The 26,887-nt window shown below is 68.1% G+C and carries 19 protein-coding genes and 2 rRNA genes; all 21 read right to left on the bottom strand.

The window, feature by feature from the left end; translation table 11 throughout:
* Positions 1 to 111 precede the first annotated feature (111 nt).
* The gene (locus tag ACQP0P_RS35215) at positions 112 to 1,881 is read right to left on the bottom strand and encodes a protein kinase domain-containing protein (protein ID WP_433363509.1); all 1,770 of its coding nucleotides are present in this window, start codon (positions 1,879 to 1,881) and stop codon (positions 112 to 114) included.
* 222 nt (positions 1,882 to 2,103) lie between these two features.
* Positions 2,104 to 2,295 carry a hypothetical protein gene (locus ACQP0P_RS35220; RefSeq protein ID WP_433363512.1) on the bottom strand — a complete coding sequence of 64 codons (192 nt, stop codon included), beginning with the start codon at positions 2,293 to 2,295 and terminating at the stop codon, positions 2,104 to 2,106.
* A gap of 246 nt (positions 2,296 to 2,541) precedes the next feature.
* Entirely contained in the window at positions 2,542 to 3,831 is a 1,290-nt protein-coding gene (locus ACQP0P_RS35225) for a glutamate-5-semialdehyde dehydrogenase (RefSeq protein WP_433363515.1), read from the bottom strand.
* An 18-nt stretch (positions 3,832 to 3,849) separates the two neighbouring features.
* Positions 3,850 to 4,974 (bottom strand): glutamate 5-kinase, encoded by a 1,125-nt coding sequence (gene proB / locus ACQP0P_RS35230; RefSeq protein WP_433363518.1) that lies wholly within the window; start codon positions 4,972 to 4,974, stop codon positions 3,850 to 3,852.
* 48 nt (positions 4,975 to 5,022) lie between these two features.
* On the bottom strand, positions 5,023 to 6,375 hold the full coding sequence (obgE, locus tag ACQP0P_RS35235) for a GTPase ObgE (protein ID WP_433363521.1): 1,353 nt from the start codon (positions 6,373 to 6,375) through the stop codon (positions 5,023 to 5,025).
* A 105-nt stretch (positions 6,376 to 6,480) separates the two neighbouring features.
* On the bottom strand, positions 6,481 to 6,738 hold the full coding sequence (rpmA, locus tag ACQP0P_RS35240) for a 50S ribosomal protein L27 (RefSeq protein ID WP_030924780.1): 258 nt from the start codon (positions 6,736 to 6,738) through the stop codon (positions 6,481 to 6,483).
* 19 nt (positions 6,739 to 6,757) lie between these two features.
* Complete coding sequence (rplU, locus tag ACQP0P_RS35245; protein WP_030924785.1) at positions 6,758 to 7,060, bottom strand: 50S ribosomal protein L21; 303 nt, start codon at positions 7,058 to 7,060, stop codon at positions 6,758 to 6,760.
* A gap of 333 nt (positions 7,061 to 7,393) precedes the next feature.
* Entirely contained in the window at positions 7,394 to 10,186 is a 2,793-nt protein-coding gene (locus tag ACQP0P_RS35250) for an Rne/Rng family ribonuclease (RefSeq protein ID WP_433363525.1), read from the bottom strand.
* 97 nt (positions 10,187 to 10,283) lie between these two features.
* A complete protein-coding gene (locus ACQP0P_RS35255; protein WP_433363528.1) occupies positions 10,284 to 11,063 on the bottom strand; it encodes a TIGR03936 family radical SAM-associated protein in 780 nt (259 codons plus the stop codon).
* A gap of 104 nt (positions 11,064 to 11,167) precedes the next feature.
* Positions 11,168 to 13,078, bottom strand: a complete 1,911-nt coding sequence (locus tag ACQP0P_RS35260) for a TIGR03960 family B12-binding radical SAM protein (protein ID WP_433363531.1) — start codon at positions 13,076 to 13,078, stop codon at positions 11,168 to 11,170.
* Between the two features lie 55 nt (positions 13,079 to 13,133).
* Complete coding sequence (gene rodA, locus ACQP0P_RS35265; RefSeq protein ID WP_433363534.1) at positions 13,134 to 14,297, bottom strand: rod shape-determining protein RodA; 1,164 nt, start codon at positions 14,295 to 14,297, stop codon at positions 13,134 to 13,136.
* Positions 14,298 to 14,388: 91 nt separating this feature from the next.
* Positions 14,389 to 16,452, bottom strand: coding sequence for a penicillin-binding protein 2 (mrdA, locus tag ACQP0P_RS35270; protein WP_433363537.1), 2,064 nt, complete (start codon positions 16,450 to 16,452; stop codon positions 14,389 to 14,391).
* Positions 16,453 to 16,500: 48 nt separating this feature from the next.
* Entirely contained in the window at positions 16,501 to 17,028 is a 528-nt protein-coding gene (gene mreD, locus ACQP0P_RS35275; RefSeq protein ID WP_355562595.1) for a rod shape-determining protein MreD, read from the bottom strand.
* Between the two features lie 4 nt (positions 17,029 to 17,032).
* Positions 17,033 to 17,941, bottom strand: coding sequence for a rod shape-determining protein MreC (gene mreC / locus ACQP0P_RS35280; protein WP_433363542.1), 909 nt, complete (start codon positions 17,939 to 17,941; stop codon positions 17,033 to 17,035).
* Positions 17,941 to 18,972, bottom strand: a complete 1,032-nt coding sequence (locus ACQP0P_RS35285) for a rod shape-determining protein (RefSeq protein ID WP_030924806.1) — start codon at positions 18,970 to 18,972, stop codon at positions 17,941 to 17,943. The genes mreC and ACQP0P_RS35285 overlap by 1 nt, the downstream gene beginning before the upstream one ends.
* 191 nt (positions 18,973 to 19,163) lie before the next feature.
* Complete coding sequence (gene ndk / locus ACQP0P_RS35290) at positions 19,164 to 19,574, bottom strand: nucleoside-diphosphate kinase (RefSeq protein WP_030924808.1); 411 nt, start codon at positions 19,572 to 19,574, stop codon at positions 19,164 to 19,166.
* 91 nt (positions 19,575 to 19,665) lie between these two features.
* On the bottom strand, positions 19,666 to 21,423 hold the full coding sequence (locus ACQP0P_RS35295) for a hypothetical protein (protein ID WP_433363547.1): 1,758 nt from the start codon (positions 21,421 to 21,423) through the stop codon (positions 19,666 to 19,668).
* A 92-nt stretch (positions 21,424 to 21,515) separates the two neighbouring features.
* Positions 21,516 to 21,854 carry a DUF4233 domain-containing protein gene (locus ACQP0P_RS35300; RefSeq protein ID WP_355569452.1) on the bottom strand — a complete coding sequence of 113 codons (339 nt, stop codon included), beginning with the start codon at positions 21,852 to 21,854 and terminating at the stop codon, positions 21,516 to 21,518.
* Positions 21,855 to 21,903: 49 nt separating this feature from the next.
* Positions 21,904 to 23,196 (bottom strand): bifunctional folylpolyglutamate synthase/dihydrofolate synthase, encoded by a 1,293-nt coding sequence (locus ACQP0P_RS35305; protein ID WP_433382275.1) that lies wholly within the window; start codon positions 23,194 to 23,196, stop codon positions 21,904 to 21,906.
* Positions 23,197 to 23,423: 227 nt separating this feature from the next.
* Positions 23,424 to 23,540, bottom strand: a 5S ribosomal RNA gene (gene rrf / locus ACQP0P_RS35310).
* Between the two features lie 131 nt (positions 23,541 to 23,671).
* Positions 23,672 to 26,800: ribosomal RNA gene (locus tag ACQP0P_RS35315) — 23S ribosomal RNA — on the bottom strand.
* Positions 26,801 to 26,887 lie beyond the last annotated feature (87 nt).

Raw genomic sequence — 26,887 nt, forward strand, 5'->3', positions numbered from 1 at the left:
CGGCCAGAACCGGCTCGTCAGTGCCGACGACCTGTGGCCGCTTCATGTGACAAACATTCGGTACGGCCGTCGCTGGGTCTTCCGGGAGGCGCCGTACGCGAAAGAACGCCCCTACACGAGAAGGGCGATCGCGCGTACGGCCGCCGAGCACAGGGCGACGAAGCCGCCCAGCACGGCGAGCGCGCGCAGCCCCTCCTTGCGGAGCTCGACGAGCTCGGCGCCGATCCGCTCGATCTCCCGGCCGAGGAGACCGCCGCAGACGACGCCGAACACGACGCCGGAAACGGCGACCGGGGCCGAGTGCAGCCACCACTCCGGTGGCAGCGAGCCACCGAGGGTCAGCCAGAGTACGAGACCCGCCAGGGCGGCCGCCGGCAGCCCCGGCCAGGCCAGGACGGTCAGCAGTGAGGCGGCGAGGATCACCGGGAAGCCCAGCACCCGCAGGGCCACCCGGACCCTGGCCGACTTGCGCTTCCTGACCAGCCAGTGCCCGCTCCAGAGCGCGCGGGCCAGTGCGGCGAACAGGCCGGTGACGGCGAAGGTGGCCGGCGGCCAGATGACCGTGGCCACGACACACGGCACGGCCAGCACCGCCAGCAGGAGCAGCGCCGCGTTGTCCGTGGGCAGCGGCCCTGCCCGGCCAGGGGCCTGAGCTTCCCCTGCCACACCGCCGGACCGTCTGCCCGCCCGGCGCCGGGTCACCCGGCCATCCGCGGCGGAGGAACGCCCGCCCCGCGACACCTCACCTGCCGCGAGAGCCGCACGCCCACCGCTGGACGCCTCAGCGGCCGGGGAGGCCTGACGCCCGCCCCGCGACGTCTCCCCCGCCGCGGGGAGCGCCCGCCCCGCGCGGGACGCCTCATCGGAGGCGAGCGCCGCCCGTCCACCGCGTGACGTGCCCTCCGCGGCGGCAGGGGGGCGTACCGCCCGCGCGGGCCCCGCCGAGCCTTCCGCCGCCGGGGCGGGCGACCTTCCCCTGGCCGGTCGGCCGCTCCTCGCGGGCTCGTCGCCCTTGGCGCGGGGCTTGGGACGGCTCTCCTGTTTCCCTGCTCCGCCGGGCTTCTGGGAGATTCCCGCCTCGGGCGCGGCCACCCGGGCGAGGCGGCCGAGGCGGCCGGCGAGGAGGGCCGCGGTGGGGCGCTTGGCCGGCTCACGGTGCAGGGCCGCGCGGATCAGGGGCAGCAGGGCTGCCGGGACACCCTCAAGATCGGCCTGACCGTTGAGGATCGCGTACATCTGCGCCTCGACCGTGCCCCTGCCGAAGGTGGGCCTGCCGGTCGCGGCGAAGGCCACGGTGGCCGCCCAGGCGTGCACGTCCGCGGGCTCGCCCACGGGCTCGTCGGCGAACAACTCGGGGGCGGCGTAACCGGGGGTGCCGAGGAAGGTACCGGTCAGGGTGAGTCTGGTGGCGTCCAGGACATGGGCGATGCCGAAGTCGATGAGGACGGGCTCGTCGTCCTCGTTGACCAGCACGTTGGCGGGCTTGAGGTCACGGTGGACGACCCCGGCCGCGTGGATGATCGACAGGGCGGTGGCCAGCCCCTGGGCGAGGGTGAGCAGGCCGCCTTCCAGAGGACCGCCGCGCCGCACCCGCTCCAGGAGGGTCTCTCCCTCGATGTGCTCCATGACCAGGTAGGGCCGATCACCGTTGAGGTCGGCGTCGACGACGCGGGCCACGTAGGGGCTCTCGACCCTGCGAAGGGCACGGACCTCCCGTTCCAGACGTATCCGGGCCTCGGAGTCGGTGTCGACCATGTCGTGGAGGACCTTGAGCGCGACGTTGTCACCACGGCGGCCGACCGCGAGGTAGACCTCGCCCATGCCTCCCCGGCCGAGACGCTCCAGCAACGTGTAAGGACCGACCCGCCCGAGACGACCCATGTGACCTCCTGCGTCGGCCACATGGGTCAGGGACCGCTGCGCCTATCGGGTCGCTCGCTCCCGCTCGCTTCCCTGCTGTCCAGCCGTAGGAGACCACACCATAGCGGGCGAGTGTGACGTTTTCCCGATGGCACGCCGGACTCCCGGAAAGATCGGGCATGGCGGGACGCACGCCTCCTCGTGCGCCTCGTCAGGCTCGGGTCAGGCCACGGGCGGGGCGTCTCAGGGGCGGCGCGTGGGCTTGCGGACCGGGTCTTCCAGCAGGCTGTCGAGCTTCACAGTGGGTTCCGCCGACAGGTCGCGGCGCCGGGTGCGGCGCCAGTTGACGTGCCCGCGGCTCTCCATGAGCAGCAGTAGCCGATCCGCACCAAAAACGACAAAAGCTATGAAGAGGAATGCAACGACGATTTCCATGAAGTCCAGTCAAACCATAAGCAACCCTGATCACACGGAGCGACACACCATAACGCTCAGTGAGCATCAAGGTCACCGAACGAGACCCCGTTGAACCTCCGGAATGCCGACTACACCATAGACCCCCGAGCGCCTGGCAGCACGATGATCCGGGAACCCCATGGATCACACCCGTACCGTGCGGCTCGCGGAGCATTCCCGATGCCGTTGGTCCCTGGCATCGGGAATGCTCCGCGGCCCGCGCCCCTACCTCAGGCGGGCTCCGGCCGAGGCGAGAACCGTGCCCTCGCTGGTGCGCAGGTGGCCCTCGCCGGTGTAGACCCACTTGGTCGAGGTCAGCTCCGGCAGGCCCATGGGGCCGCGCGCGTGCAGCTTCTGGGTGGAGATGCCGATCTCCGCACCGAAACCGAACTCCGCGCCGTCGGTGAACCGGGTCGAGGCGTTGACCGCCACGGCCGCGGAGTCGACCAGGGCGACGAACCTGCGAGAGGCGCTGACCGAGCGCGTGACGATCGCGTCGGTGTGGGCTGAGCCGTACTTCCTGATGTGCGCGACCGCGTCCTCCAGCGAGTCGACCACGGCGGCCGCGATGTCCAGCGAGAGGTACTCCATCCGGAAGTCCTCCTCATCGGCGGGCACCACGTCACCGTACGCCGCGACGCGGGCGTCACCGTGCACCGTGACGCCCTCCGCCGCCAGCGCGGCCAGTGCGCGCGGCACGAAGGTGTCCGCCACGGCCGCGTGCACCAGGAGCGTCTCCGCGGAGTTGCAGACCGAGGGGCGCTGGACCTTGGCGTTGATCAGGATCTGGATCGCCAGGTCGAGGTCGGCGTCGGCGTCGACGTAGACGTGGCAGTTGCCCACGCCGGTCTCGATCACCGGGACCATGGACTCCTCCACCACCGAATTGATCAGCGAGGCCCCGCCGCGCGGGATCAGCACGTCGACCAGGCCGCGGGCCCGCATGAGCTGCTTGACCGAGTCGCGGGTCAGCCCGGGAACCAGCTGGACGGCCCCCGCGGGCACCTCGGTGCCCGCCAGCGCCTCCTGCATGATCCTGACGAGAACCGTGTTGGACTCGTACGCGCTGGAGGAGCCGCGCAGCAGGGTGGCGTTGCCGCTCTTGAGGCAGAGCGCCGCGGCGTCCACGGTCACGTTGGGCCGGCCCTCGTAGATGATGCCGATCACCCCGAGCGGGACCCGGAGCTGGCGCAACTCCAGTCCGTTGGGCAGCGTGTTGCCCCGGATCACCTCACCCACCGGGTCGGGAAGGTCGGCGACCTGACGGACCGCCTCGGCGATCGCCTCGATCCTGGCCTCGTCGAGGCTGAGACGGTCGATCATGTATTCGGAGGTCCCGCTCTCCCTGGCCTTCTCGACGTCGAGCGCGTTGGCCGCGACGATCTCGGCGGACCCGGCCACGAGCGCGTCCGCGATCACATGGAGCGCGGCGTCCTTCGGCGCCCTCGGCAGCGGGGCCAGCTCGGCGGCGGCCTCTTTAGCCGCCAGGGCTACCTTCAGGAAGTCCTCGGACATCTCGCGCTCCAAAAAGAACTAGTGGTGGGATTCCAGTATGACGATGTCGTCACGGTGGATGAGCTCTCGTTCGTACTCGGGTCCCAGGGTGGCCGCCAGTTCCCTGGTGGAACGGCCGAGCAGTCCGGGGATCTCCCCCGCGTCGAAGTTGACCAGGCCGCGCGCGACCACCTGGCCGAGCGGCTCGCACAGATCCACCGGGTCGCCCGCCGCGAAGTCGCCCTCGACCGCCGTGACCCCCGCGGGAAGCAGTGACTTGCGGCGGCTCACCACGGCCTCGACGGCGCCGGAGTCCAGGTGGAGCCGGCCTCGGCCGGTGGTGGCGTGGGCCAGCCAGAGCAGGCGAGTGCCCGGGTGGCGGCCCTCCGGGTGGAAGTAGGTGCCGACATCGGCTCCCGCGAGGGCCTGGGCCGCGTGCGCGGCGGCGGTCAGCACCACGGGAACGCCCGCCCCTGTGGCGATCTTGGCGGCCTGGACCTTGGTGACCATGCCACCGGTGCCGACCGCGCCGCCCTTGCCGAGCTCGACCCCGACGAGGTCGGCGGGCCCGCGCACCTCGGTGAGCCGGCGGGCGCCGGGGCGGCGGGGGTCACCGTCGTAGAGGGCGTCCACATCGGAGAGCAGCACCAGCGCGTCGGCCCTGGTCAGGTGAGCGACCAGGGCGGCGAGGCGGTCGTTGTCGCCGAACCGGATCTCGTCGGTGGCCACGGTGTCGTTCTCGTTGACCACCGGGACGATGCCCAACTCCAGCAGGCGTGCCAGCGTGCGCTCGGCGTTGACGTGGTGCGAGCGGCGCATCATGTCGTCGGCGGTCAGCAGCACCTGGCCGACCCGCAGGCCGTACCTGGCGAAGGAGGAGGTGTAGCGGGCCACCAGCACGCCCTGACCGACCGAGGCCGCGGCCTGCTGGGTGGCGAGGTCGCGTGGCCTGGCCGCCAGGCCCAGCGGGCCGAGGCCCGCCGCGATCGCGCCCGAGGAGACCAGCACGATCTGGGTACCGGATTTCCGCCGGGCGCCGAGCACGTCGACCAGGGCGTCCACCCGGTCGACGTCGATCATTCCCTGCGGAGTGGTGAGCGAGGACGAACCCACCTTCACGACGAGGCGTGAGGCCTTACGGATCCGTTCGCGCGCAGAGTCCACGACACGCACCTTTCAAAAATGATCACTGGAAGAACAGCGGGAAGCGTACTAACCGAGCCGGTTGTCCGACCCACGCGGCCCCTGGTGCACGGCCTCGGCGTTGAGCGTCGGCTGCCAGTCGAAGATGTAGCCGTTCTCCATGGAACCGATGATCACTTCGGCCCCGGCCTTCGCCCCGGCCTTGGTGAGCTCCTCCTCGACACCGAGCCGCTCCAGCCGGTCGGCCAGATAGCCCACGGCCTCGTCGTTGGTGAAGTCGGTCTGGCGGATCCACCGCTCCGGCTTGGCCCCGGTGACCTGGAAGGTGTCCTCGTCGATCCGGCGGACGGCGAATCCCGTGTCACCGTGCTGCTTGGGCCTGATGACCAGTCGGGTCGGCTCGGGGACGGGGGCTGCGGCCCTGGCCGCGGCGACCATCTCCCCCATGGCGTAGGTCAGTTCCTTGAGCCCCTCGTGGGTGGCCGCGGAGATCAAGAAGACCCGTAGCCCCCGCTCCGCGAGCATCGGCCCGACGATGTCGGCCAGGTCGCGGGCGTCGGGCACGTCGGACTTGTTGAGCACCGCCAGGCGCGGCCGGTCCTCCAGCTTGCCGTACGCCGTGAGCTCGGCCTCGATCGCCTCGTAGTCGCTGATGGGGTCGCGGCCCGGCTCCATCGTGGCGCAGTCGATCACGTGCACCAGCGTGTTGCAGCGCTCGACATGGCGCAGGAACTCGTGCCCCAGGCCCTTGCCCTGTGAGGCGCCGGGGATCAGGCCGGGGACATCCGCGACCGTGAAGACGGTCGCGCCCGCGGTGACCACCCCGAGGTTGGGGACCAGCGTGGTGAACGGGTAGTCGGCGATCTTCGGCCGGGCGGCGGAGAGGGCTGCGATGAGGGAGGACTTGCCCGCGCTGGGAAAGCCGACCAGCGCCACGTCGGCGACGCTCTTCATCTCCAGCATCACGTCGAGCTCGTCGCCGGGCTCGCCGAGCAGCGCGAAACCGGGGGCCTTGCGCTTGGCGCTGGCCAGTGCGGCGTTGCCGAGCCCACCGTGCCCGCCCTCGGCGATCACATAGCGGGTGCCCGCGCCGACCAGGTCGATGAGGACCTCACCGCTGTCGGCGTCCTTGACCACGGTGCCGTCCGGCACCGGGATGACGATGTCGGGACCGTTGGCGCCGTCGCGGTTGGAGCCCTGTCCCTGCTTGCCGTTGTCGGCCTTGCGATGCGGGCGGCGGTGGTACTCCAGGAGCGTCGCCGTGTTGGCGTCCACCTCCAGGATCACGTCGCCGCCGCGGCCGCCGTTGCCCCCGTCCGGGCCCCCCAGCGGCTTGAACTTCTCCCGATGGACAGAGGCGCAGCCGTTTCCCCCGTCACCGGCCTTGATGTGCAGGACCACCTGGTCCACAAAGTCCGGCATCTCTACTTTCCTACCTCTATCTACGGGAACTTCTGCGGAAAACGCGAACAGGGGTGGACCGCCGAATGCGATCCACCCCTGCCCTCAACGTCTGTCGGTGCGAATCTACTCCGCGACCGGAACGATGCTCACCGCGCGGCGCCCGCGCTTGACACCGAACAGAACGTGGCCTGCGGCCAGCGCGAACAGCGTGTCGTCACTGCCACGGCCGACGTTGTCGCCGGGGTGGAAGTGGGTGCCACGCTGACGAACGATGATCTCGCCGGCGTTGACCAGCTGACCGCCGAAGCGCTTCACACCGAGCCGCTGGGCGTTGGAGTCGCGGCCGTTCCGAGTGGACGACGCGCCCTTCTTGTGTGCCATCTCGCAAAACTCCCGAAACTCAGGCCTGGTCGATGCCGGTGATCTTCACCTGGGTGTACCGCTGACGGTGACCCTGGCGCTTCTTGTACCCCGACTTGTTCTTGTACTTCAGAATCCGGATCTTCGGACCCTTGGTCTCACCGAGAATCTCGGCGGCAACCGTGAACTTGCCCGCCTCGGTGGTCACGTCGCCGTCGTTGACGACGAGGACCGTCGGCAGCGAAACCGTGGAACCGACCTCGCCGGCGACCTTGTCCACTTCAAGGACGTCACCGACGGAGACCTTCTGCTGCCTGCCGCCGCAACGAACGATCGCGTACACCGCGGAACCCTTCTTCTGACTGCTTGCTCGCTGGATGCTGCGCCCCGCATCCGGCTGTGGTCATTGATGACGTACCGGGTAGGCGCGCGAACAGGGCGCGCCATGAGCGCACCGGTTCACCAGAATACCGGATTGACGGTGTCCTGGTCGAACCGGGCGGAACGTCGGGGGTGCCGACCTCAGGTCCTGCTCCTTGGATCTTCTGCCTGCCTTGGTCGTCCAGACGGGGCCTCGCGACGGTTCCGTCACCCATAGCACGCTATGAGCTCCTCTTCCGCCCTGCGAGGCACCGTCCGGCAGACCCACGCCACGGCAAAATCTGCGGGACAGGACCTACTCGGCCGACCTGGCCTTGCGGGAGCGTCTCCGCCCCCGGCCAGAAGCCTGTGCTGCCTGACCGTCCTCGTTCTGGACTCCATCAAGCGCATCGGTCACCGTATCACGACCCGACTGGTCACCGGCCGCCACAGCGTGGCTACCGTCCTTGCCGAGCTTCTCCGCGACGGCCTTCTCGACCGCCATCTTGCCCTGCGTACCACGCGGCTCCGGCTTGCCCTCGACCGGCTCGGCCGAGACGTGCAGGCCGCGGCCGTTGCAGCACTCACAGACCGTGGAGAACGCCTCCAGGAGACCCTGACCGACCCGCTTACGCGTCATCTGGACCAGACCCAGGGAGGTGACCTCGGCGACCTGGTGCTTGGTACGGTCGCGGGCCAGGCACTCCAGCAGCCGCCTCAGCACCAGGTCCCGGTTGTTCTCCAGCACCATGTCGATGAAGTCGATGACGATGATGCCGCCGATGTCGCGCAGCCTGAGCTGGCGGACGATCTCCTCGGCCGCCTCCAGGTTGTTGCGGGTGACGGTCTCCTCAAGGTTGCCGCCCTGGCCGGTGAACTTGCCGGTGTTGACGTCGACCACGGTCATGGCCTCGGTCCGGTCGATCACCAGCGAGCCCCCGCTGGGCAGCCAGACCTTGCGCTCCATCGCCTTGGCGATCTGCTCGTCGATCCGGTAGGCGGCGAAGACGTCACCGTCCTCCTCCCACCTACTGAGGCGGTCGGCCAGGTGCGGGGCGACGTAACGGACGTACTCGTCGACCGTCTCCCACACCTCGTCTCCCGCGACGACCAGCGAGGAGAAGTCCTCGTTGAACACGTCCCTGACCACCCGGACCGTCAGGTCCGGCTCGGAGGAGAGCAGCTCCGGCGCGCTGGCCGACTTGGCCTTGCGCCGGATGTTCTCCCACTGCGCCGACAGCCTGGCCACGTCGCGGCTCAGCTCGTCCTCCGACGCGCCTTCGGCGGCCGTGCGGACGATGACCCCGGCGTTCTCCGGCATGACCTTCTTGAGGATGCTCTTGAGGCGGGTGCGCTCCTTGTCGGGGAGCTTGCGGCTGATCCCGGTCATCGAGCCGTCGGGCACGTAGACCAGGTAGCGCCCGGGCAGGCTGATCTGGCTCGTCAGACGGGCGCCCTTGTGCCCCATCGGGTCCTTGGTGACCTGTACCAGCACCGACTGGCCCGACTTCAGCGCCACCTCGATCCGCTTGGGCTGTCCCTCCAGCCCGGCGGTGTCGAAGTTCACCTCTCCGGCGTACAGCACCGCGTTACGGCCTTTGCCGATGTCGACGAACGCGGCCTCCATGCTCGGCAGGACGTTCTGCACCTTGCCGAGATAGACGTTGCCCACGTACGACTGGCTCGCCTCGCGGTTGACGTAGTGCTCGACGAGGACCCCGTCCTCCAGCACCGCGATCTGGGTGCGCCCGCCGGTACGGCGGACCACCATCATGCGCTCGACGGACTCCCTGCGGGCCAGGAACTCCGACTCGGTGATGATCGGCGGACGCCTGCGGCCAAGCTCGCGTCCCTCGCGGCGGCGCTGCTTCTTGGCCTCCAGGCGGGTCGAGCCTCGCACGCTCTGCACCTCGTCCACCGAGGTGCTGCGCCCGGCGCGGGGCGCGCGGATGCGCACCACGGTGTTCGGCGGGTCGTCGTGGACCTCGCCCGCCTCGTCGGTGCCCCTGCGCCGCCTGCGGCGACGCCGACGCGAGCTGCCGCTCTCCGAGTCTTCGTCCTGCTCGGCCTCGGGCCTGTCCTCTTCGTCCTGCTCGGCCTCGGTCTCCTCGCTCTCGTCGAGGTCCCGCGTCTTGCCACGGCCCCGACCGCCCCTGCGGCGCCGACGCCGGCGGCCACCGGCGTCCTCGTCTCCGTCCGTGTCCTCGTCCTCGGGCTCCTCGGCGATCTCAGCCTTCGCCTCGACGGGCTCGGGCTCCGGCTGCGGCGCGGGAGGCTGGACCGGCGCGGGCCGGACGGCGGGCTGCGTGGCCCGCTGCGGGTCGGGGGCCTGGAACAGTGGCTGGAACACCGCCGCGGGTGCCTGGAAGGTCACCGAGGGCACCTCGGAACGTTCTTGGGCGACCAGCCCGAAGGGGTCGGCGAACAGCCCCGGCCGCCGTTCCTCGACAGTGTCCTCGACGGTGTCCTCGACGGTGTCCTCGACGAGGTCCTCACCCGCGGGCTCGTCATCGAGCGGTTCGTCGACGGGCAGTTCGAGCAGCAGCTCCGCCTCGGCCTCCTCCGCCCCGGCCGTGGGCACCTCGCCGGTGACCTCCTCGGCCGCGGTCGGCTCCTCCCGCACGACTGCCTTCTTGCGCGTACGGCTGCGCTTGGCAGGGGCGGCGGGCTCCTCCTGCGGCGCGGGCTCGGCGGCGGCCGCCGTCTCGGCAGGCTCGGCGACCGGCTCGGCCACCTTCTTCGCACGACTACGCCGCGTGGTGGTGGCGGTGCCGTCCGTCGCGGCGGTCTTGCGCCTGGTGGCGCGCTTGGGCGCAGCCTCCTTCGCCTCTGCCGCCTCCACGGGCTCTGCCACCTCGGCGGGCTCCGCAGCCTTCGCGGGCTCCGCCGCGGGCCCGGGCGCACCGGCCGCCGATGGTTCCGGCGAGACGCCGGACGCCGCCCGGGGTGCGGGTGCCGTCACGACCTCGGGAGCCGAATCCGGCTCCTCCGGCGGAGGTCCCGCGGGTCGGCTCGCGGCCCTGCGCCGGGGCGCCGGTGGCCGCGTCTCTTCTGTTGTCGTATCCCCACCGAGGCTGTTGACCCCGGCGTTGGGCTCGTTGTCGAGCATGCGGGCGCTCTCCCGTTCAGCTCCCGGGCACGTCTCCGCGCCGCGCGGGAGCTCTCGTCTCTCACTGTCCGCCAGGCTCATAGCCCGGCGCCAAGTCCTATATGTCGCCGCCGACGTGCCTGCCCACCGGTTCCGCTTCGCCGCCGCGCGTAATGTCGCGGTCCAGGCCGAACGGATCAGCGGGCTCACCGGTGCGAACGTCCAGCGGGCCCTGCGCCAGCCTGGTCACCTCGGGGGGCACCGGCGGCGCGAAGTCAGCCACAAGACGCAGTCCAGTGAGAACGTCGTCGGGTCGAACGGCAGGAGTTGCGTGCCGTACAACCATGCGAAGTATGACACATGGCCGACTGGACGCCTGACCTGCTGTTGTCCCTTTGCCCTCAAATGCCGTGAGGCTCAGCACCGCCTCCCGCGCGTCGAAACGTCGCATCCCCTTCTTGGTAAGGCGTTCGACCTCGACGTGATCGGTGCCGACGAATTTCTCAACCGCGACACCGGCGAGGGCGAGATCGGCTCCGGGCAGCCGCAGTTCCCACGCCGAGCACTCCATCTGGTCGGCCAGACTCGCGGGGCCGGCCTCCACGACGTCAAGCACGTCGAGACCGGGAGGCAACGAGGCGTCCAAAGCAGCTCGCAGCCGCTCCGGGTCACACTCGCGCGTCACGCTGATCTCGAGGTATTCGGCCTCGCTGGCGACCCCGGTGGGTGCGGCCCCTCCCACGTAGGAGATCTTCGGGTGGGGCGAGAAGCCCGCGCTGAACGCCACCGGGACGTCGGCTCGCCGGACCGCGCGTTCAAGCGCCCGGGAGATGTCGCGGTGGCTGGTGAAGCGCAGGCGGCCGCGCTTGGCGTAGCGCACACGGAGGCGCTGCACCACTGGCGCGGGCGGCGGCCCGTCGGGAGCGGGTTTCAGGGTGGTGTCGTCCTTCCAAAGTCGTGGTCGTCGTCTCTTGGGTGGGCGGCGCTCACGCACCGCCTATCTCAGACAACCGTCAGTGGCAGCAGCTTCTTCCCGGTGGGCCCGATCTGGATCTCCGTCCCCATCGTGGGACAGACGCCGCAGTCGTAGCACGGGGTCCATCGGCAGTCTTCGACCTCGACGTCGTTGACCGCGTCCTGCCAGTCCTGCCAGAGCCATTCGCGGTCGAGACCGGCATCGAGATGGTCCCAGGGCAGGACCTCGTTCTCCTCGCGCTCGCGCGTGGTGTACCAGTCGACGTCGACGCCGACCTTGGCCGCGGCGTCCATCCAGCGCTGATAGGAGAAGTGCTCGCTCCAGCCGTCGAACCGGCCGCCGTCCGCCCACACCGCGCGGATGACCTCCCCGACCCGGCGGTCGCCCCGCGACAGCAGGCCCTCCACGATCGAGGGCTTGCCGTCGTGGTAGCGCAGGCCGATGGCCCGGCCGTACTCCCTGTCACCGCGCAGGGCCTCCTTCAACGCCCTGAGCCTGCGGTCGACCGTCTCGTGGTCGGCCTGGCCGGCCCACTGGAACGGGGTGTGCGGCTTGGGAACGAAGCCACCGATGGAGACCGTGCAGCGGACGTCGCGCGACCCGGTGGCCTCTCGACCGGCCTTGATGACCTTCTTGGCCAGGTCGGCGATGCCCTCGACGTCGACGTCCTCCTCGGTGGGCAGGCCGCACATGAAGTAGAGCTTCACCTGCCGCCAGCCCTGGGTGTACGCGGTGGTGACGGTCCTGATCAGGTCTTCCTCGGTGACCATCTTGTTGATCACCTTGCGCATCCGCTCGGAGCCGCCCTCGGGAGCGAACGTCAGACCGGAGCGCCGGCCGTTGCGGGAGAACTCGTTTGCCAGGTCGATGTTGAAGGCGTCGACCCGGGTCGAGGGCAGCGAGAGCGAGGTGTTGGTGCCCTCGTAACGATCCGCCAGTCCCTTGGCGACCTCACCGATCTCGGAGTGGTCGGCCGAGGAGAGCGACAGCAGGCCGACCTCGTTGAAACCTGACGCCTTCACGCCCGCCTCGACCATGTCGCCGATCGTGGTGATCGAGCGCTCACGCACCGGACGGGTGATCATGCCGGCCTGGCAGAACCGGCAACCCCGGGTGCAGCCGCGGAAGATCTCCACACTGAACCGCTCGTGCACGGTCTCGGCCAGCGGGACCAGCGGCTTCTTCGGGTACGGCCACTCGTCCAGATCCATGACCGTGTGCTTGTGGATCCGCCACGGCACACCCGACCTGTTGGGTGCGACGCGCTGGATACGGCCGTCGGGGTGGTAGTCGACGTCGTAGAACTTCGGCACGTAGACCCCGCCGGACTCGGCCAGCCGCATCAGCAGCCCGTCGCGCCCGCCGGGCGAGCCCTCGGCCTTCCACTCGCGGATGACCTCGGTGATCGCGATGGCGATCTGCTCCCCGTCGCCCAGCACGGCGGCGTCGAGGAAGTCGGCGATCGGCTCGGGATTGAACGCCGCGTGACCGCCGGCCAGGACGATCGGATCATCGTCGCCCCGCTCCGACGCCTCCAGCGGGATGCCCGCCAGATCCAGCGCGGTCAGCATGTTGGTGTAGCCGAGCTCGGTCGAGAAGGAGAGACCGAACACGTCGAACGCCCGTACCGGACGGTGCCCGTCGACCGTGAACTGCGGTACGCCCTCGACACGCATGAGCGCCTCCAGGTCGGGCCAGACCGCGTAGGTCCGCTCGGCCAGCGTCTCCGGCAGCTCGTTGAGGATCTCGTAGAGAATCTGGACGCCCTGGTTGGGCAGACCGACCTCGTAGGCGTCCGGATACATCAACGCCCAGCGAACCGTGGTCTCGTCCCAGTCCTTGACGGTCGAGTTGAGCTCACCTCCGACGTACTGGATCGGCTTCTGCACTCTGGGCAGGAGCGCTTCCAGGCGGGGAAACAGCGACTCGACAGACATGCCATCAAGAATATCCGCCTGGAGAGAGTGCCATAGGCAGTCACCCATGCCGGCGCTAGAAAGACTGCCGGCGCGCGTGAATCGCCTGAAGCATCCCAAAAGCAATCATGTTGGCGAAGGTGGCGGTACCGCCGTAGGAGACGAACGGCAGGGGAAGACCGGTGATCGGCATGATCCCGACCGTCATCCCGATGTTGACGAACGACTGGAAGGCCAGCCAGCACACGATCGACCCGGCCGCCAGCGCGCCGAACCGGTCCTCGCACTCCCGCGCGATCCGCACCCCCCGCAGCAGGATCACCCCGAGCAGTGCCACCACGGTGACCGAACCGAGGAAGCCGAACTCCTCTCCCGCCACCGTGAAGATGAAGTCGGTGTGCTGCTCGGGTACGAAGCGGCCGGTGGTCTGGCCACCCCCGAACAGCCCTTTGCCGAACACCTCTCCCGACCCGATCGCGATCAACGACTGGGTGCTGTTGTAGCCGACCCCGCGTGGATCGCTGGCCGGGTTGAGGAACGCGGTGAACCGAGCGATCTGGTACGGCTCCAGGATGTCGAGGAACCACACGGCCGCCCCCGCGCCGAGCACGCCGAGGGTGAGCCCGCCGATCCAGCGCTTGCGGGCGCCGGCCACGACGATCGCACCCGCCGTGATCACCCCGATGACCATCGTGGTTCCCAGATCGGGCTGGAGCATCACCAACCCCATGGTGAAGGTGGCCACCACCAGCGCGATCACGACGTCGAAGCTCCTCGGCCGGTCGGTGCCGCGGGCGGGCTGGGCCAGCAGCATGGCGAGCATCAGCACCAGGCCGAGCTTGGCGAACTCCGAGGGCTGGAACGCGAAACCGCCACCCAGCATGATCCACGAATGTGCGCCGTTCACGGTGCTGCCGAGGGGGGTGATCACCAGAAGTAGTCCGATCAGCGTCACGCCGTACACCAGCGGCGCGAAGGTTCTCAACGTCCGGTGGTCCAGCATCGCGGCCGTACCGGCCAGCACGGCTCCGATCACGAGGTTGAGGATGTGCTTCTTGACCAGTCCCGTGGAGCCGGCCGCCCATGTCCTGGTCGAAGACCAGACCAGCATCGTGCCGATCACCCCCAGGGCGGTTACGGCGACCAGCATCACACCGTCCATCCGGCCCACCGCGGCGGCCGCCGCCACCGTCCTGCCGGCCAGGGACGCCCTCGGCGGCGCGGCCGCCACCCGGTTCACGCCGCTCTCCTGGCGGACGTCACCGCCGACGCCGTCACGGACCTCACCGCGGACACCACCGCGGACAGTGTCACCGATGCCACAGCGGACCTCATCGCGCCACCGTCCCGTCTTTCGCGATCACCGGAAGCGCTCTTATCGGGCGCCCGCCCGGCAGGATCGGGGAGGCCGGCTTGCCGTCGGGCTTGAACCCGAAGATGCCCTCGTAGATCTTCCGCACCGCCGGAGCCGCGGTCTGGGCGCCCATCCCGCCCTGCGACACCATGGCGACGATCACGAACTGCGGCTTGTCCGTCGGGGCGAACGAGGCGAACCACGACGTGTCGGCCTTGCCGTAGACCTCGGCGGTGCCGGTCTTTCCGCCGACCTTGACCTTGTTCATGGGAAACCCGACAAAGGCCCCGGCCGCGGTGCCGTCGGAGGCGACCTCGCTCAGCGCCCCCTTGATGTAGGCCCGCTCCCGTGGTGAGAGCGGCAGCCTGCCCACCACCGGCACCTCGATCTCCTTGACCTTGGTTCCGTCGGGACGCACCAGTGCCCAGCCCAGCCGGGGGCTGCGCAGCCTGCCGTCCCCGACCAGCGCCGCGTAGGCCGCCGCCAGTTGCAGCGGCGTCACCAGCACGTCGCCCTGCCCGATGGAGAAGTTGGCGGCGTCACCGGGCCGCCACTGGTACCCCTCCAGGCAGTTCTCGTACGCCAACCGCTTGAGGAAGGCGGCCCTGCTGGGGCTGCTCCTGGCCACCTCCGGGTAGCCGGTCCTGGCCCGCTTGCAGTTGGTGTCCTTGGTCACCGACCAGAGCGTCTTCTTCCACGCCCGGTCAGGAATCCGGCCCGCCGACTCACCCGGCAGGTCGATGCCGGTGGGGCGGCCGAAACCGTAGGCGCGCGCCATCGCCGCCATCGGTTCCTTGGTCCTCCCCTTGGGATTGAGCCCGCCGTCGCGCAGCCACTGCTCGTAGGCCGCCCGGTAGAAGATCGTGTCGCAGGACTTCACCAGCGCCATGTGCAGGGTGAGCGTTCCCAGCCCGATACCCCGGAAGTTGTTGAACGGCCGGTCGCCCACCATGAAGGACCCCGGGCAGTCGTACTGGCCGTGCAGCGGGTAGCCGTCCTTGAGCATCGCCGCCACCGACGACACCTTGAACGTCGAACCAGGCGCGAACTCGCCCTTGATGGCCCGGGAGACCAACGGCTTGCCCGCCTTGCCGGACAGCAGGCGCTGGTACTGCACCTCGGAGATTCCCCCGGTCCAGATCGCCGGATCGTACGTCGGCGCGCTGGCCAGAGCGACGACCCTGCTCGTCTTCACATCCAGCACCACCGCCGCCGCGCCGTCCGCCGTGGGCGCGCCCTTCATCGCCTCGGCCAGCGCCTTCTCCGCCGTGGCCTGCACCCTGGAGTCGATGCTGGTGATGAGCGTGTCGCCCGGCACCGGAGGCACGTGCTGCTCCACCCCGATGACCTTGCCAAGCCGGTCGACCTGCACCCGCCGCTTCCCCGGCGTCCCACGCAGCGACACGTCGTAGACCGACTCCAGGCCGTCCCTGCCCACCAGGTCGACCCCGGAGAACGCCGCCCTGAGCCCGTCGCGCCTGTTCAGCTCCTCCTGCGTGATCGGCTGCAGGTAGCCGAGCGCCTGCGCTCCCGCGCTCCGGCTCGGATACTCCCGTACCGCCTGCACCTCGGCCGTGACCCCGGGGAACTCCTCCTGCCGTTCCAGGATCTGCAGGGCCTCGCGCGTGGTGACATCCGCGTCGATGGGGATCGGCTGGTACGGGGAGCCCGGCCAGCAGGGACGGGTGACCCCCGGCCCACATGCCCTGATCCGCTCCCGCAGCTCGGCGGGGCGACGGCCGAGCACGGCGGCCAGCTTCTCGAGCACCTCCTTGCCGTTACCCTCCATCCGGTTCAGGCGGGTGCGGTCGACCGAGACCACCAGCGTGGTCCGGTTTCGGACCAGCGGACGGCCCGTCGAGTCAAGGATCTGCCCGCGTACCGCGGGAACGACGACATCGCGCGTGCGCGTCTCGGTGGCGGCCACCACGTACTCCGGACCGCGCACCACCTGCACCTGCCAGAGCCGGACAGCGAGCAACGCCAGCATCGACACCACCAGCAACTGCACCACGACCAGCCGCCCCCGCATCAGGCCCATGCTCGCTCCTCCCCACCGCCGCTCACGTGTCCCCCAGCACGAGGTGCCTCACAAGCGGCTCCGCATGACATATCCGAGCACCTGGACAGGGCGCGGCTCCGGCCCGCAGACGAGCCTTCGCACCACCCACACCACCGGCGACGCGGCAAGCAGGTTGTAGAGCACCGCCTGCGGCAGCGTGGTCGTGAGCATGGACACGCCGGTCCGCGGGTCTCCCAGCAGGGCACCGGTCGCCACCGCGATCACCGGACCGGCGACCGCGCAGGCCAGCGCCGCGAGCGGCCCCGCCCCCGGATGGCTCTCCACCGCGCGCCCCGCGATGAAGCCGACGAGGCAGAGCACCAGCGCGTGGTGCCCGAACAGGTGCGCGGCCGGTGGCAGCACATCGCTGAGCAGCCCGGCGGCGAAACCCATGGCCGCCCCCGCCGCTGCCCCGCGGGCCAGCGCGTACCCCACCACGGCGAGCAGCACCAGATCCGGCGCGGCCTGCCCCGGCAGCGGCAGCCTGTTGACGACGGTCACCTGGAAAATCATGATTCCCAGGAGCAGCGCCACGAAGATCGCATTGCGCCCCATCCCGTCAGACCCCCTCTCGCTGGAAGCGGGGAGGCGCCGCCTTTCGCGGGCCGGAGGGGAGCACCGCGTCACGCGGGTCGCGGCGCGGCGCCTGCACCACCACGCCGACCACGTCCAGCGCGGTGAGGTCGGCGTACGGCCGCGCGTACGCGATACGGGTCAGCTCACCCGGCGTGGCCTCCACCCGCTCCACCACCCCGATCGGCACCCCTGCCACGTACGGCGCACCGCGCTGGGAACCGAAACTCACGATGCGGTGGCCGGGGATGATGGGCGCGGTCGAGTCGAGCAGCCGGAAGCGGACCAGGCGGCCGTTCTCCCCCACCCCGTGCACCACCCCGATCTCGTTGCTTCCCTCCAGCCGGGCACCGGCCGCCGAGGCGGGGTCGCTGAGCAGGACCACGGTCGAGGTGGACGCGCCCACGTGGATCACCCTGCCGACCAGGCCGTCGGCGTTCAGCACCGTCATCTCGGTACGCACCCCGTCGGCGCGCCCCACGTCGAGCTCGACGGCCTCCTCGAACCCGGGAGCCCCCCGCCGAGCGATCACCTGGGTGGGCAGGATCTTGTATCCGCCGGTGCCCGAGACTCCGAGCAGCTTGCGCAGCTCCTCCGAACGCCCCCGGTCAAGGCTCTGCGCCACCAGGTCCCGCTTGAGCCGCTGGTTCTCCGCGAGCAACTCCTCGACGCGTCCACGCGCGGAAGGAGCCTCGGTCATCGTCTCGAAGAACTCGCCGACCGGCCGCACGATCCCCGACCCCACACTCTCCGCGGTGCCGAACAGTGTCGTGCCGACCATGCGGAGCGGCCCGAACGGGGACTGCGCGGCCGAACGGTGGTCGATGGTCACGAGCACGAGCGCGGCGGCCAGCAGCAGCCCCAGGTTGACCCGTGCCCGGCGGGTGTCCTTCATCAGTGCCGCGGCTCGGGAACCAGGACCTGCTGCAGTGCGTCGAAGTCCTCGACGCACTTGCCCGTGCCCAGCGCCACGGAGTCGAGGGCGTTGTCGACGAGGTGGATCGGCATACCGGTCTCGGCCTTCAGCCGCTCGTCCATGCCCTTGAGAAGCGCGCCGCCTCCGGTGAGGGCGATCCCCCGGTCCATGAGGTCTCCGGAGAGCTCCGGCGGGCACTTGTCAAGTGTGGTCTTGACCGCGTCGACGATCACGTTGAGCGGTTCCTCGATGGCCTTGCGGATCTCGGCCGCCGACACCACGATCGTCTTCGGCAGGCCGCTGACCAGGTCACGTCCCCTGATCTCGGCATGGCTCTCCTCCGGGAGCATGCAAGCGGAGCCGATGGCCATCTTGATCTCCTCGGAGGTGCGCTCGCCGAGCATGAGCGAGTATTCCTTCTTCGCGAAGGCGATGATCGCCTGATCGAGCTCGTCACCGCCCACCCTGATCGACTGACTGGTGACCACACCGCCCATCGAGATGATCGCCACCTCGGTGGTGCCGCCGCCTATGTCGACCACCATGTTGCCGGTGGGCTCGTGCACGGGGAGCCCGGCGCCGATCGCGGCGGCCATGGGCTCCTCAACGATGTAGACCCTGCGGGCGCCCGCCTGGTATCCGGCCTCCTTGACCGCCCGCTGCTCGACCCCGGTGATCCCACTCGGCACGGCGATGATGATGCGCGGCTTCGCGAAATGGCGGCGCTTGTGCACCCGCTGGATGAAGTAGCGCAGCATGCGCTCGGTGACGTCGAAGTCGGCGATGACACCGTCCTTGAGCGGACGGATGGCGATGATGTTGCTCGGAGTGCGACCTATCATCCGCTTGGCCTCGATGCCAACGGCCACGATCTTCCCGGTGATGCTGTTGATCGCTACAACGGACGGCTCGTTGAGCACGATTCCGCGCCCTCTGACGTACACGAGGGTGTTCGCGGTGCCGAGGTCGACTGCCATGTCACGGCCCAAAAAAGCAAGATTGCTGCCCATGAGGAAGGCTGGCCTCCTTCCGTCAGGTCGTCGGCGAAAACTACGGAACGCACTCGAATCGTAACGTGACGCACCCACCCTTGAGCGCAATGAGCCGGCCTACCGCAGCAAAATCTTGGGTTAGCCAAATAGGTCGGGCCCCGCCGTCCAGAAGGACGGCGGGGCCCGACAAACACGATAAAAGCGGGCGCCTAGAAGCGATCCGGGAAGAAGATCTTGATCTCCCTTGCGGCGGACTCGGGGGAGTCCGAACCGTGGACGACGTTCTCGCCGATCTCCAGAGCGTGGTCACCGCGGATGGTGCCGGGAGCGGACTTGACCGGGTCGGTCAGGCCGGCGAGGGAGCGGAAGGCCTCGATGGCGCGCGGCCCCTCCAGCACCAGCGCGACCAGCGGACCGGAGGTGATGAACTCCACCAGCTCACCGAAGAACGGCCGCTCGGAGTGCTCGGCGTAGTGCGTCTTGGCGGTGTCGACGTCCAGGGTGCGCAGCTCCAGCGCCACGACCTTTAGGCCCTTGCGCTCGACACGGGCGATCACGTCGCCGATGAGACCACGCGCCACACCGTCGGGCTTGATCAGGACAAGGGTGCGCTCGGACACTGAGGTTCTCCTTCGAACACGTATGGGTCGCTGACTGCGGTAATCGCGCGAAGTTTACCGCCCTTCGCGCGCTTTCCCGTGGTCGACGGAGTCACTGGAGGGCCGGACCGCTCCCCGGGCCGTCCTCCGGGGAGGGCGCGGGCGGTGGCACCACCACCGGCGGCGCGACCACCTTCTCCGGCTCAGGCTCCGGCTCCGTGTCGGGGTCCCGCTCGGGAACGCGGTCCGGCTCGTGCCGGGGCCTGGACCTGTTGCCCTTGCCCGCCCCGGCACCTCCTCCCGCCGCGGCGACGGACCCGCGCACGGGCCCGGCCTCCGGCTTCGAGCGGGCCGGCGTGTGGGAACCGGTCATCGCCTCGGGGCGCGGCCGCACCACCGTGGGCCCTGGCTGTCCTCGCATGACGCCTCCCTGCCGTACCCCGCCGGCGGGATCGACCTCCCCCGCGGGAGAGGGCACCAGCCCGGAGCTGGGGCCCGCCACGGGCGAGGTGTCCGCCGTACCGGCATCCGGCGGGCTCTCCGGACTCCCCGGACTCCCCGGCAGGAGACGGGCCAGCACGGCAGCGAGCACGATCACCACGAGCACCAGGCCACCCCCGATCAGTGCCCACAGGTGCAGAGCGTCCACGAACCCGTCGACCAGCGCCTGCGGGGTCTTGGCCTCCCGCAGCTGGGCGACCTGGACACCGCTGCCCAGCAGGAATCCGGCCAGCACCGCGGGGAAGAACAGCGACAGCGCCAGGAGCGCGGCCTCCTCGGCACAGGAGCGCAGCGCGCCGGTGAGGGCCACCGAGGCACCACCCGCGAGCAGCGTGAACGGAAGGATCAGCGCGAGCCCGCCCGGAGCAGGAAGGAACAGCCGTACCGCACACAGGCCCCCGACCACCACCACCAGTCCACCGGCGGTGACCATGGGCATGGCCGTGGCGCCCAGCCGGTTCGTCAGCGCGGCGGCCAGGAGCGCCATCACGGTGGCGATCGCGAAGGCCGACCACAGGCCGGACAGACCCGGACCTCCCAGCCCGCCGAGTTCGACGTAGGTGACCTGGGCCGCGGTAGGCAGGACAACGACGCCGACCGCGACCATCGCGTAGGCCGGCGCGCGGCCGGCGGCCCCCCGTGAGGCCCCCGCGGAGGCCAGGGCGAGCAGCACGGCGACGGACACCAGGGCCGCGCGGATCACGAGACTCGCCGACCAGTCGAACGTGCTGCCCAGGGCAAGGGCCGCGACGCCCGCGGCGGGCACCACCGCCCACAGCGTGCGCCCGCGTGCCGCGCCGACCGCGCCCGGACCGGCACTCTCACCCTCCTTCAGCCACAGCACGAGGTAGAGCGCGGCCAGCACGAGCGCTACCCCGGTGAGCATCGGGTACGGCTGCAGGGTGACGCGCCAGGAGTCGACCTGGTCGAGGGGCCAGAGCGCGAGCGCCTGTGCGGCCAGGAGGCTCGCCGCCAGCGCCGCCGCCCACAGCGCCCGCAGGAACGGTGAGCGCCCCCAGACGGCCATCAGGGTGGCGGGGACCAGCAGGCCCGCGCCGACACCGTGCAGGACCCGCAGGACCCCCACCAGCACCGTGGACCCTGCATAGCCGCCGGCGGCGTCCGCGAGGGCGAGCAGGGTCAGCCCCGCGACCACCATCGGGGCCGCCCGCACCCGGCGCACGAGCACCGCGGCCACCGGCATGGTCAGGACCATCCCGGGGAGCGCCAGCCCATGCGCCCTGATCATCGCTATCTGTGAGACTTCCGGTGGCAGAAGGGCGGCGACCACCGAGATGGTGTTGGGGATGGCGACGATCGCCAACGGCAGCACTACTGCGACGAGCAGTCCGAGGACGACGTCGAGCATCAACGGGACATGAAGCGCGCGCATCAGGCCCGTGGGCCCGGCGCCCACTGCCCGAGTCGGCTGAATGGGAGGGACGGCCATGTTGGCCGACTTTAGCGAGAAGTCACGCCCTCGACACGGCGAGCGACGAATATCGCTGTGATCCACAGCGCGGCGAAGATCACTCCGAGGAAGAACATGGTCGGGACCATGAAGCCGGAGGCGATGGCGAGCACCTGGACCAGGCTTCCCGCGACGTAGGCGAAAGGCCGTTTGAGCAGGCCGATGACCAGCACGCAGAGGAGCGCCAGACCCAGCCCGACGGTGGCCGCGATGGCCGGTTCGACGCCCTGGGTGTTGATGGCCACCGGCGTGAACAGCCCGACGACTATGGCCTCCATGCCGAGCACGCTGGCGCAGAGGCGCCTCATGCCCGGAGTGACCGTGATCATTTCTCGCTCCTTCTCAGTCGCCCGGCCGACGGCCGTCGGCACTCACCGCTCACTGCGTCTCGTCTGCCTTGAACAGGAGCCGCGCGTCGCCGGCGGTGACCACGGAACCTGTGATCAACACCCCGGCACCGCTGAACTCTCCCAGAGCGTCGACCATGCCGATCGCCCTGTCGATCGCACTGTCCAACCGCTCGACCTGGTGCACCCGGTCAAGACCGAAGATCTCCTCGGCCAGCGCGGCGAGATCGTCCACATCCATGGACCTTGGCGAGGAGTTCCGGGTCACCACGATCTCGTCCATCATCGGTTCCAGCAGTTCCAGGATGCCCTCGACATCCTTGTCCTCGAACACCGCCAGCACTCCGATGAGCTTCGCGAAGTCGAAGGACTCATGCACGGCGTCCAGAGTGGCCCGCATCCCCGCCGGGTTGTGCGCGGCGTCGACGACGACCGTGGGGCCCCGGCGCACCACCTCCAGCCTGCCGGGCGAGCGCACCCCCAGGAACGCCTGCCGCACCAACTCGGCGTCGAGAGGCTCGTCCCCGCCGGTCAGCGCCTCGACCGCGGCCAGGGCGCAGACGGCGTTGCCGGCCTGGTGAGCGCCGTACAGGGGGAGCAGGATGTCGTCATAGGTACCCTTGAGACCCTTGAGCCGGAGCAGTTGCCCACCGATGGCGAGTTCCCGGCCCAGCACTCCGAACTCCAGTCCCTCGCGTGCCACGGTGGCGCCCGTCTCGGCCGCCTGCCGCATCAGCACCGCGGCTGCGGGAAGCTCCTGCTGCGCGAGCACCGCGGTCGCCCCGGCCTTGATGATGCCGGCCTTCTCCCCCGCGATCGTCTCGACGTCGGGCCCGAGGTAGTCGACATGGTCGAGGGATATGGGCGTGATGACCGCCACGGCGCCGTCCGCGACGTTGGTGGCGTCGGTGATGCCGCCCATTCCCGTCTCGATGACCGCGACGTCCACGGGGGCGTCGGCGAACGCGGCGAACGCCATCGCGGTGAGGGTCTCGAAGAAGGAGAGCCGTCGCCCTTGAGCGTCGATCATCTCCAGGTAGGGCGCGATGTCCTCGTAGACCTCGACGAAGCGCTCCTCACTCAGTGGAGCACCGTCCACGCTGATGCGCTCGCGCATGGAGACGAGATGCGGGCTGGTGAACCGGCCGACACGCAGATTGCGCTCGCGCAGCAGCGCCTCGATCATCCGGGTCGTGCTCGACTTACCGTTCGTACCGGCCACGTGCACGACGGGATAGGAGTGCTGCGGGGAGCCGAGCAGGTCCATGAGCGCGGCGATCCTGTCGAGACTGGGCTCGAAGTTCCACTCGACTCCGCGCTGCATGATCGCTTGTTCAACCGCTCGATAGTCCACGTCTCCAGCCTACTGACGTCCCGGTCAGGTTCCGGACACGAGTACCCCCACCGCAAAAAAGACCCTCACCACCCGGCGGGACACTTTCCCAGTACGAGATACGAAACCGACCGGTGGGAGGGAGTCCCGGTCTTCCGGAAGACTCCCTGGAAAACACGAAGGCCCCCACCAAAAGGTGAGGGCCCTCAATAAAGATTGTCCGGCGGCGACCTACTCTCCCACACCGTCCCCGGTGCAGTACCATCGGCGCTGAAGAGCTTAACTTCCGGGTTCGGAATGTAACCGGGTGTTTCCCCTTCGCCATAACCGCCGTAACACTATGAAACACACAAACCACTGTTTGCTGTCTCAGAATTGCCTAGTGGACGCGAGCAAGACCTTGATCTGGCGCTGCTCCGGACCCGGCGAAGGGACAGAGCGCTGCACAGATCAAGCATGTTGCTTTGTGGTCAAGTCCTCGGCCTATTAGTACTGGTCAGCTCCACACATTACTGCGCTTCCACCTCCAGCCTATCAACCCGGTCGTCTACCGGGAGCCTTACCCACTCTCGTGGTGGGAGACCTCATCTCAAGGCGAGCTTCCCGCTTAGATGCTTTCAGCGGTTATCCCTTCCGAACGTAGCCAACCAGCCGTGCTCCTGGCGGAACAACTGGCACACCAGAGGTTCGTCCGTCCCGGTCCTCTCGTACTAGGGACAGCTCCTTTCAAGTCTCCTGCGCGCGCAGCGGATAGGGACCGAACTGTCTCGCGACGTTCTAAACCCAGCTCGCGTGCCGCTTTAATGGGCGAACAGCCCAACCCTTGGGACCTACTCCAGCCCCAGGATGCGACGAGCCGACATCGAGGTGCCAAACCATCCCGTCGATATGGACTCTTGGGGAAGATCAGCCTGTTATCCCCGGGGTACCTTTTAGCCGTTGAGCGACGGCGCTTCCACATGCCACCGCCGGATCACTAGTCCCAGCTTTCGCTCCTGCTCGACCCGTCGGTCTCACAGTCAAGCTCCCTTGTGCACTTACACTCGACACCTGATTGCCAACCAGGCTGAGGGAACCTTTGGGCGCCTCCGTTACTCTTTAGGAGGCAACCGCCCCAGTTAAACTACCCACCAGACACTGTCCCTGATCCGGATCACGGACCGAAGTTAGACGTTCAAAACGACCAGAGTGGTATTTCACCAATGACTCCACCACCACTAGCGTGATAGCTTCACCGTCTCCCACCTATCCTACACAAGACGTTCCAAACGCCAATGTCAAGCTATAGTGAAGGTCCCGGGGTCTTTCCGTCCTGCTGCGCGTAACGAGCATCTTTACTCGTAGTGCAATTTCGCCGGGTCTGCGGTTGAGACAGCGGGGAAGTCGTTACGCCATTCGTGCAGGTCGGAACTTACCCGACAAGGAATTTCGCTACCTTAGGATGGTTATAGTTACCACCGCCGTTTACTGGCGCTTAAGTTCTCAGCTTCGCCACACAAGTGCGACTAACCGGTCCCCTTAACGTTCCAGCACCGGGCAGGCGTCAGTCCGTATACATCGTCTTACGACTTCGCACGGACCTGTGTTTTTAGTAAACAGTCGCTTCCCCCTGGCCTCTGCGACCCCCACCAGCTCAGAACGCAAAGGTTCGTCACCAGCGAAGGCCCCCCTTCTCCCGAAGTTACGGGGGCAATTTGCCGAGTTCCTTAACCACAGTTCACCCGATCGCCTTAGTATTCTCTACCTGACCACCTGAGTCGGTTTAGGGTACGGGCCGCCACGACACTCACTAGAGGCTTTTCTCGGCAGCATAGGATCACCCACTTCGCCACAATCGGCTCGGCATCACATCTCAGGATACATAAGAGGCGGATTTGCCTACCTCTCTCCCTACATGCTTACCCCAGGACTACCATCGCCTGGGCTGGGCTACCTTCCTGCGTCACCCCATCGCTTACCTACTACCAGTTCAGGCCAGGCGTTCACCCTCACCCCAAGCCCGAAGGCTCGGAGGGGTTAAGGACCCTTAGTATCACTGGATTCAGTATTGGCGCATCGTAGCGGGTACGGGAATATCAACCCGTTGTCCATCGACTACGCCTGTCGGCCTCGCCTTAGGTCCCGACTTACCCTGGGCGGATTAGCCTGCCCCAGGAACCCTTGGTCATCCGGCGCAGAAGTTTCTCACTTCTGATTCGCTACTCATGCCTGCATTCTCACTCGCACAGCCTCCACAGCTGGATCACTCCGCTGCTTCACCGGCCGCACGACGCTCCCCTACCCATCCACACACCTAAACCACAAAGGCTCAGTTATACGTGTGAATGCCACGACTTCGGCGGTGTACTTGAGCCCCGCTACATTGTCGGCGCAGAATCACTTGACCAGTGAGCTATTACGCACTCTTTCAAGGGTGGCTGCTTCTAAGCCAACCTCCTGGTTGTCACTGCGACTCCACATCCTTTCCCACTTAGCACACGCTTAGGGGCCTTAGTCGGTGGTCTGGGCTGTTTCCCTCTCGACTACGGAGCTTATCCCCCGCAGTCTCACTGCTGCGCTCTCACTTACCGGCATTCGGAGTTTGGCTGACGTCAGTAACCTTGTCGGGCCCATTAGCCATCCAGTGCTCTACCTCCGGCAAGAAACACGCAACGCTGCACCTAAATGCATTTCGGGGAGAACCAGCTATCACGGAGTTTGATTGGCCTTTCACCCCTAAACACAGGTCATCCCCCAGGTTTTCAACCCTGGTGGGTTCGGTCCTCCACGCGGTCTTACCCGCGCTTCAACCTGCCCATGCCTAGATCACTCCGCTTCGGGTCTACAGCATGCGACTCAAACGCCCTATTCAGACTCGCTTTCGCTACGGCTCCCCCACACGGGTTAACCTCGCCACACACCATAACTCGCAGGCTCATTCTTCAAAAGGCACGCAGTCACATCACAAACAAGGCAAGCCTCGTTTACGCTCCTACGGCTTGTAGGCACACGGTTTCAGGTACTATTTCACGACCCCTCACCGGGGCGCTTTTCACCTTTCCCTCACGGTACTTGTTCACTATCGGTCATCAGGGAGTATTTAGGCTTACCAGGTGGTCCTGGCAGATTCACACAGGATTTCTCGGGCCCCGTGCTACTTGGGATCCCCTCCAACAGTCCAACCAATTTCGCCTACCCGACTCTCACGGTCTACGGCGCCACTTCCCAGAAGCTTCGGCTATCGGAAGGATTTCTTACTGTCTACGGTCTCGGCAGAAACCGTCAGAGGGTCCCACAACCCCGTAAACGCAACGCCTGCCGGCTATCACACGCCTACGGTTTAGCCTGATCCGCTTTCGCTCACCACTACTCACGGAATCACTAATTTGTTTTCTCTTCCTACGGGTACTGAGATGTTTCACTTCCCCGCGTTACCACCAACCGCCCTATACATTCAGGCGGAGGCAACACCACATGACTGGTGCTAGGTTTCCCCATTCGGACATCCCCGGATCAAAGTCTGGTTGGCGACTCCCCGGGGCTTAACGCAGCCTCCCACGTCCTTCATCGGCTCCTGATGCCAAGGCATCCACCGTGTGCCCTAAAAAACTTGGCCACAAAGATGCTCGCGTCCACTATGCAAATCTCAAACAACAAACAGCGACCAAACCCGCCCCGCCATCGATCGCCCGAACCCTCAACA

This window comes from Streptosporangium sp. CA-115845 (genome assembly GCF_050943795.1).
Lineage (GTDB): Bacteria > Actinomycetota > Actinomycetes > Streptosporangiales > Streptosporangiaceae > Streptosporangium.

Coding starts and splice junctions, on each gene's coding strand:
- ACQP0P_RS35260 (WP_433363531.1), bottom strand. CDS start 13,078: ATGTCTGTCGAGTCGCTGTTTCCCCGCCTGGAAGCGCTCCTGCCCAGA.
- ACQP0P_RS35300 (WP_355569452.1), bottom strand. CDS start 21,854: ATGATCACGGTCACTCCGGGCATGAGGCGCCTCTGCGCCAGCGTGCTC.
- mreD (WP_355562595.1), bottom strand. CDS start 17,028: ATGGGGCGCAATGCGATCTTCGTGGCGCTGCTCCTGGGAATCATGATT.
- ACQP0P_RS35305 (WP_433382275.1), bottom strand. CDS start 23,196: ATGCAGCGCGGAGTCGAGTGGAACTTCGAGCCCAGTCTCGACAGGATC.
- obgE (WP_433363521.1), bottom strand. CDS start 6,375: ATGCCGGACTTTGTGGACCAGGTGGTCCTGCACATCAAGGCCGGTGAC.
- mreC (WP_433363542.1), bottom strand. CDS start 17,941: ATGAAGGACACCCGCCGGGCACGGGTCAACCTGGGGCTGCTGCTGGCC.
- ACQP0P_RS35215 (WP_433363509.1), bottom strand. CDS start 1,881: ATGGGTCGTCTCGGGCGGGTCGGTCCTTACACGTTGCTGGAGCGTCTC.
- ACQP0P_RS35285 (WP_030924806.1), bottom strand. CDS start 18,972: ATGGGCAGCAATCTTGCTTTTTTGGGCCGTGACATGGCAGTCGACCTC.
- rpmA (WP_030924780.1), bottom strand. CDS start 6,738: ATGGCACACAAGAAGGGCGCGTCGTCCACTCGGAACGGCCGCGACTCC.
- ACQP0P_RS35220 (WP_433363512.1), bottom strand. CDS start 2,295: ATGGAAATCGTCGTTGCATTCCTCTTCATAGCTTTTGTCGTTTTTGGT.
- ACQP0P_RS35225 (WP_433363515.1), bottom strand. CDS start 3,831: ATGTCCGAGGACTTCCTGAAGGTAGCCCTGGCGGCTAAAGAGGCCGCC.
- mrdA (WP_433363537.1), bottom strand. CDS start 16,452: ATGGGCCTGATGCGGGGGCGGCTGGTCGTGGTGCAGTTGCTGGTGGTG.
- ACQP0P_RS35295 (WP_433363547.1), bottom strand. CDS start 21,423: ATGCTCGACGTCGTCCTCGGACTGCTCGTCGCAGTAGTGCTGCCGTTG.
- ACQP0P_RS35250 (WP_433363525.1), bottom strand. CDS start 10,186: ATGCTCGACAACGAGCCCAACGCCGGGGTCAACAGCCTCGGTGGGGAT.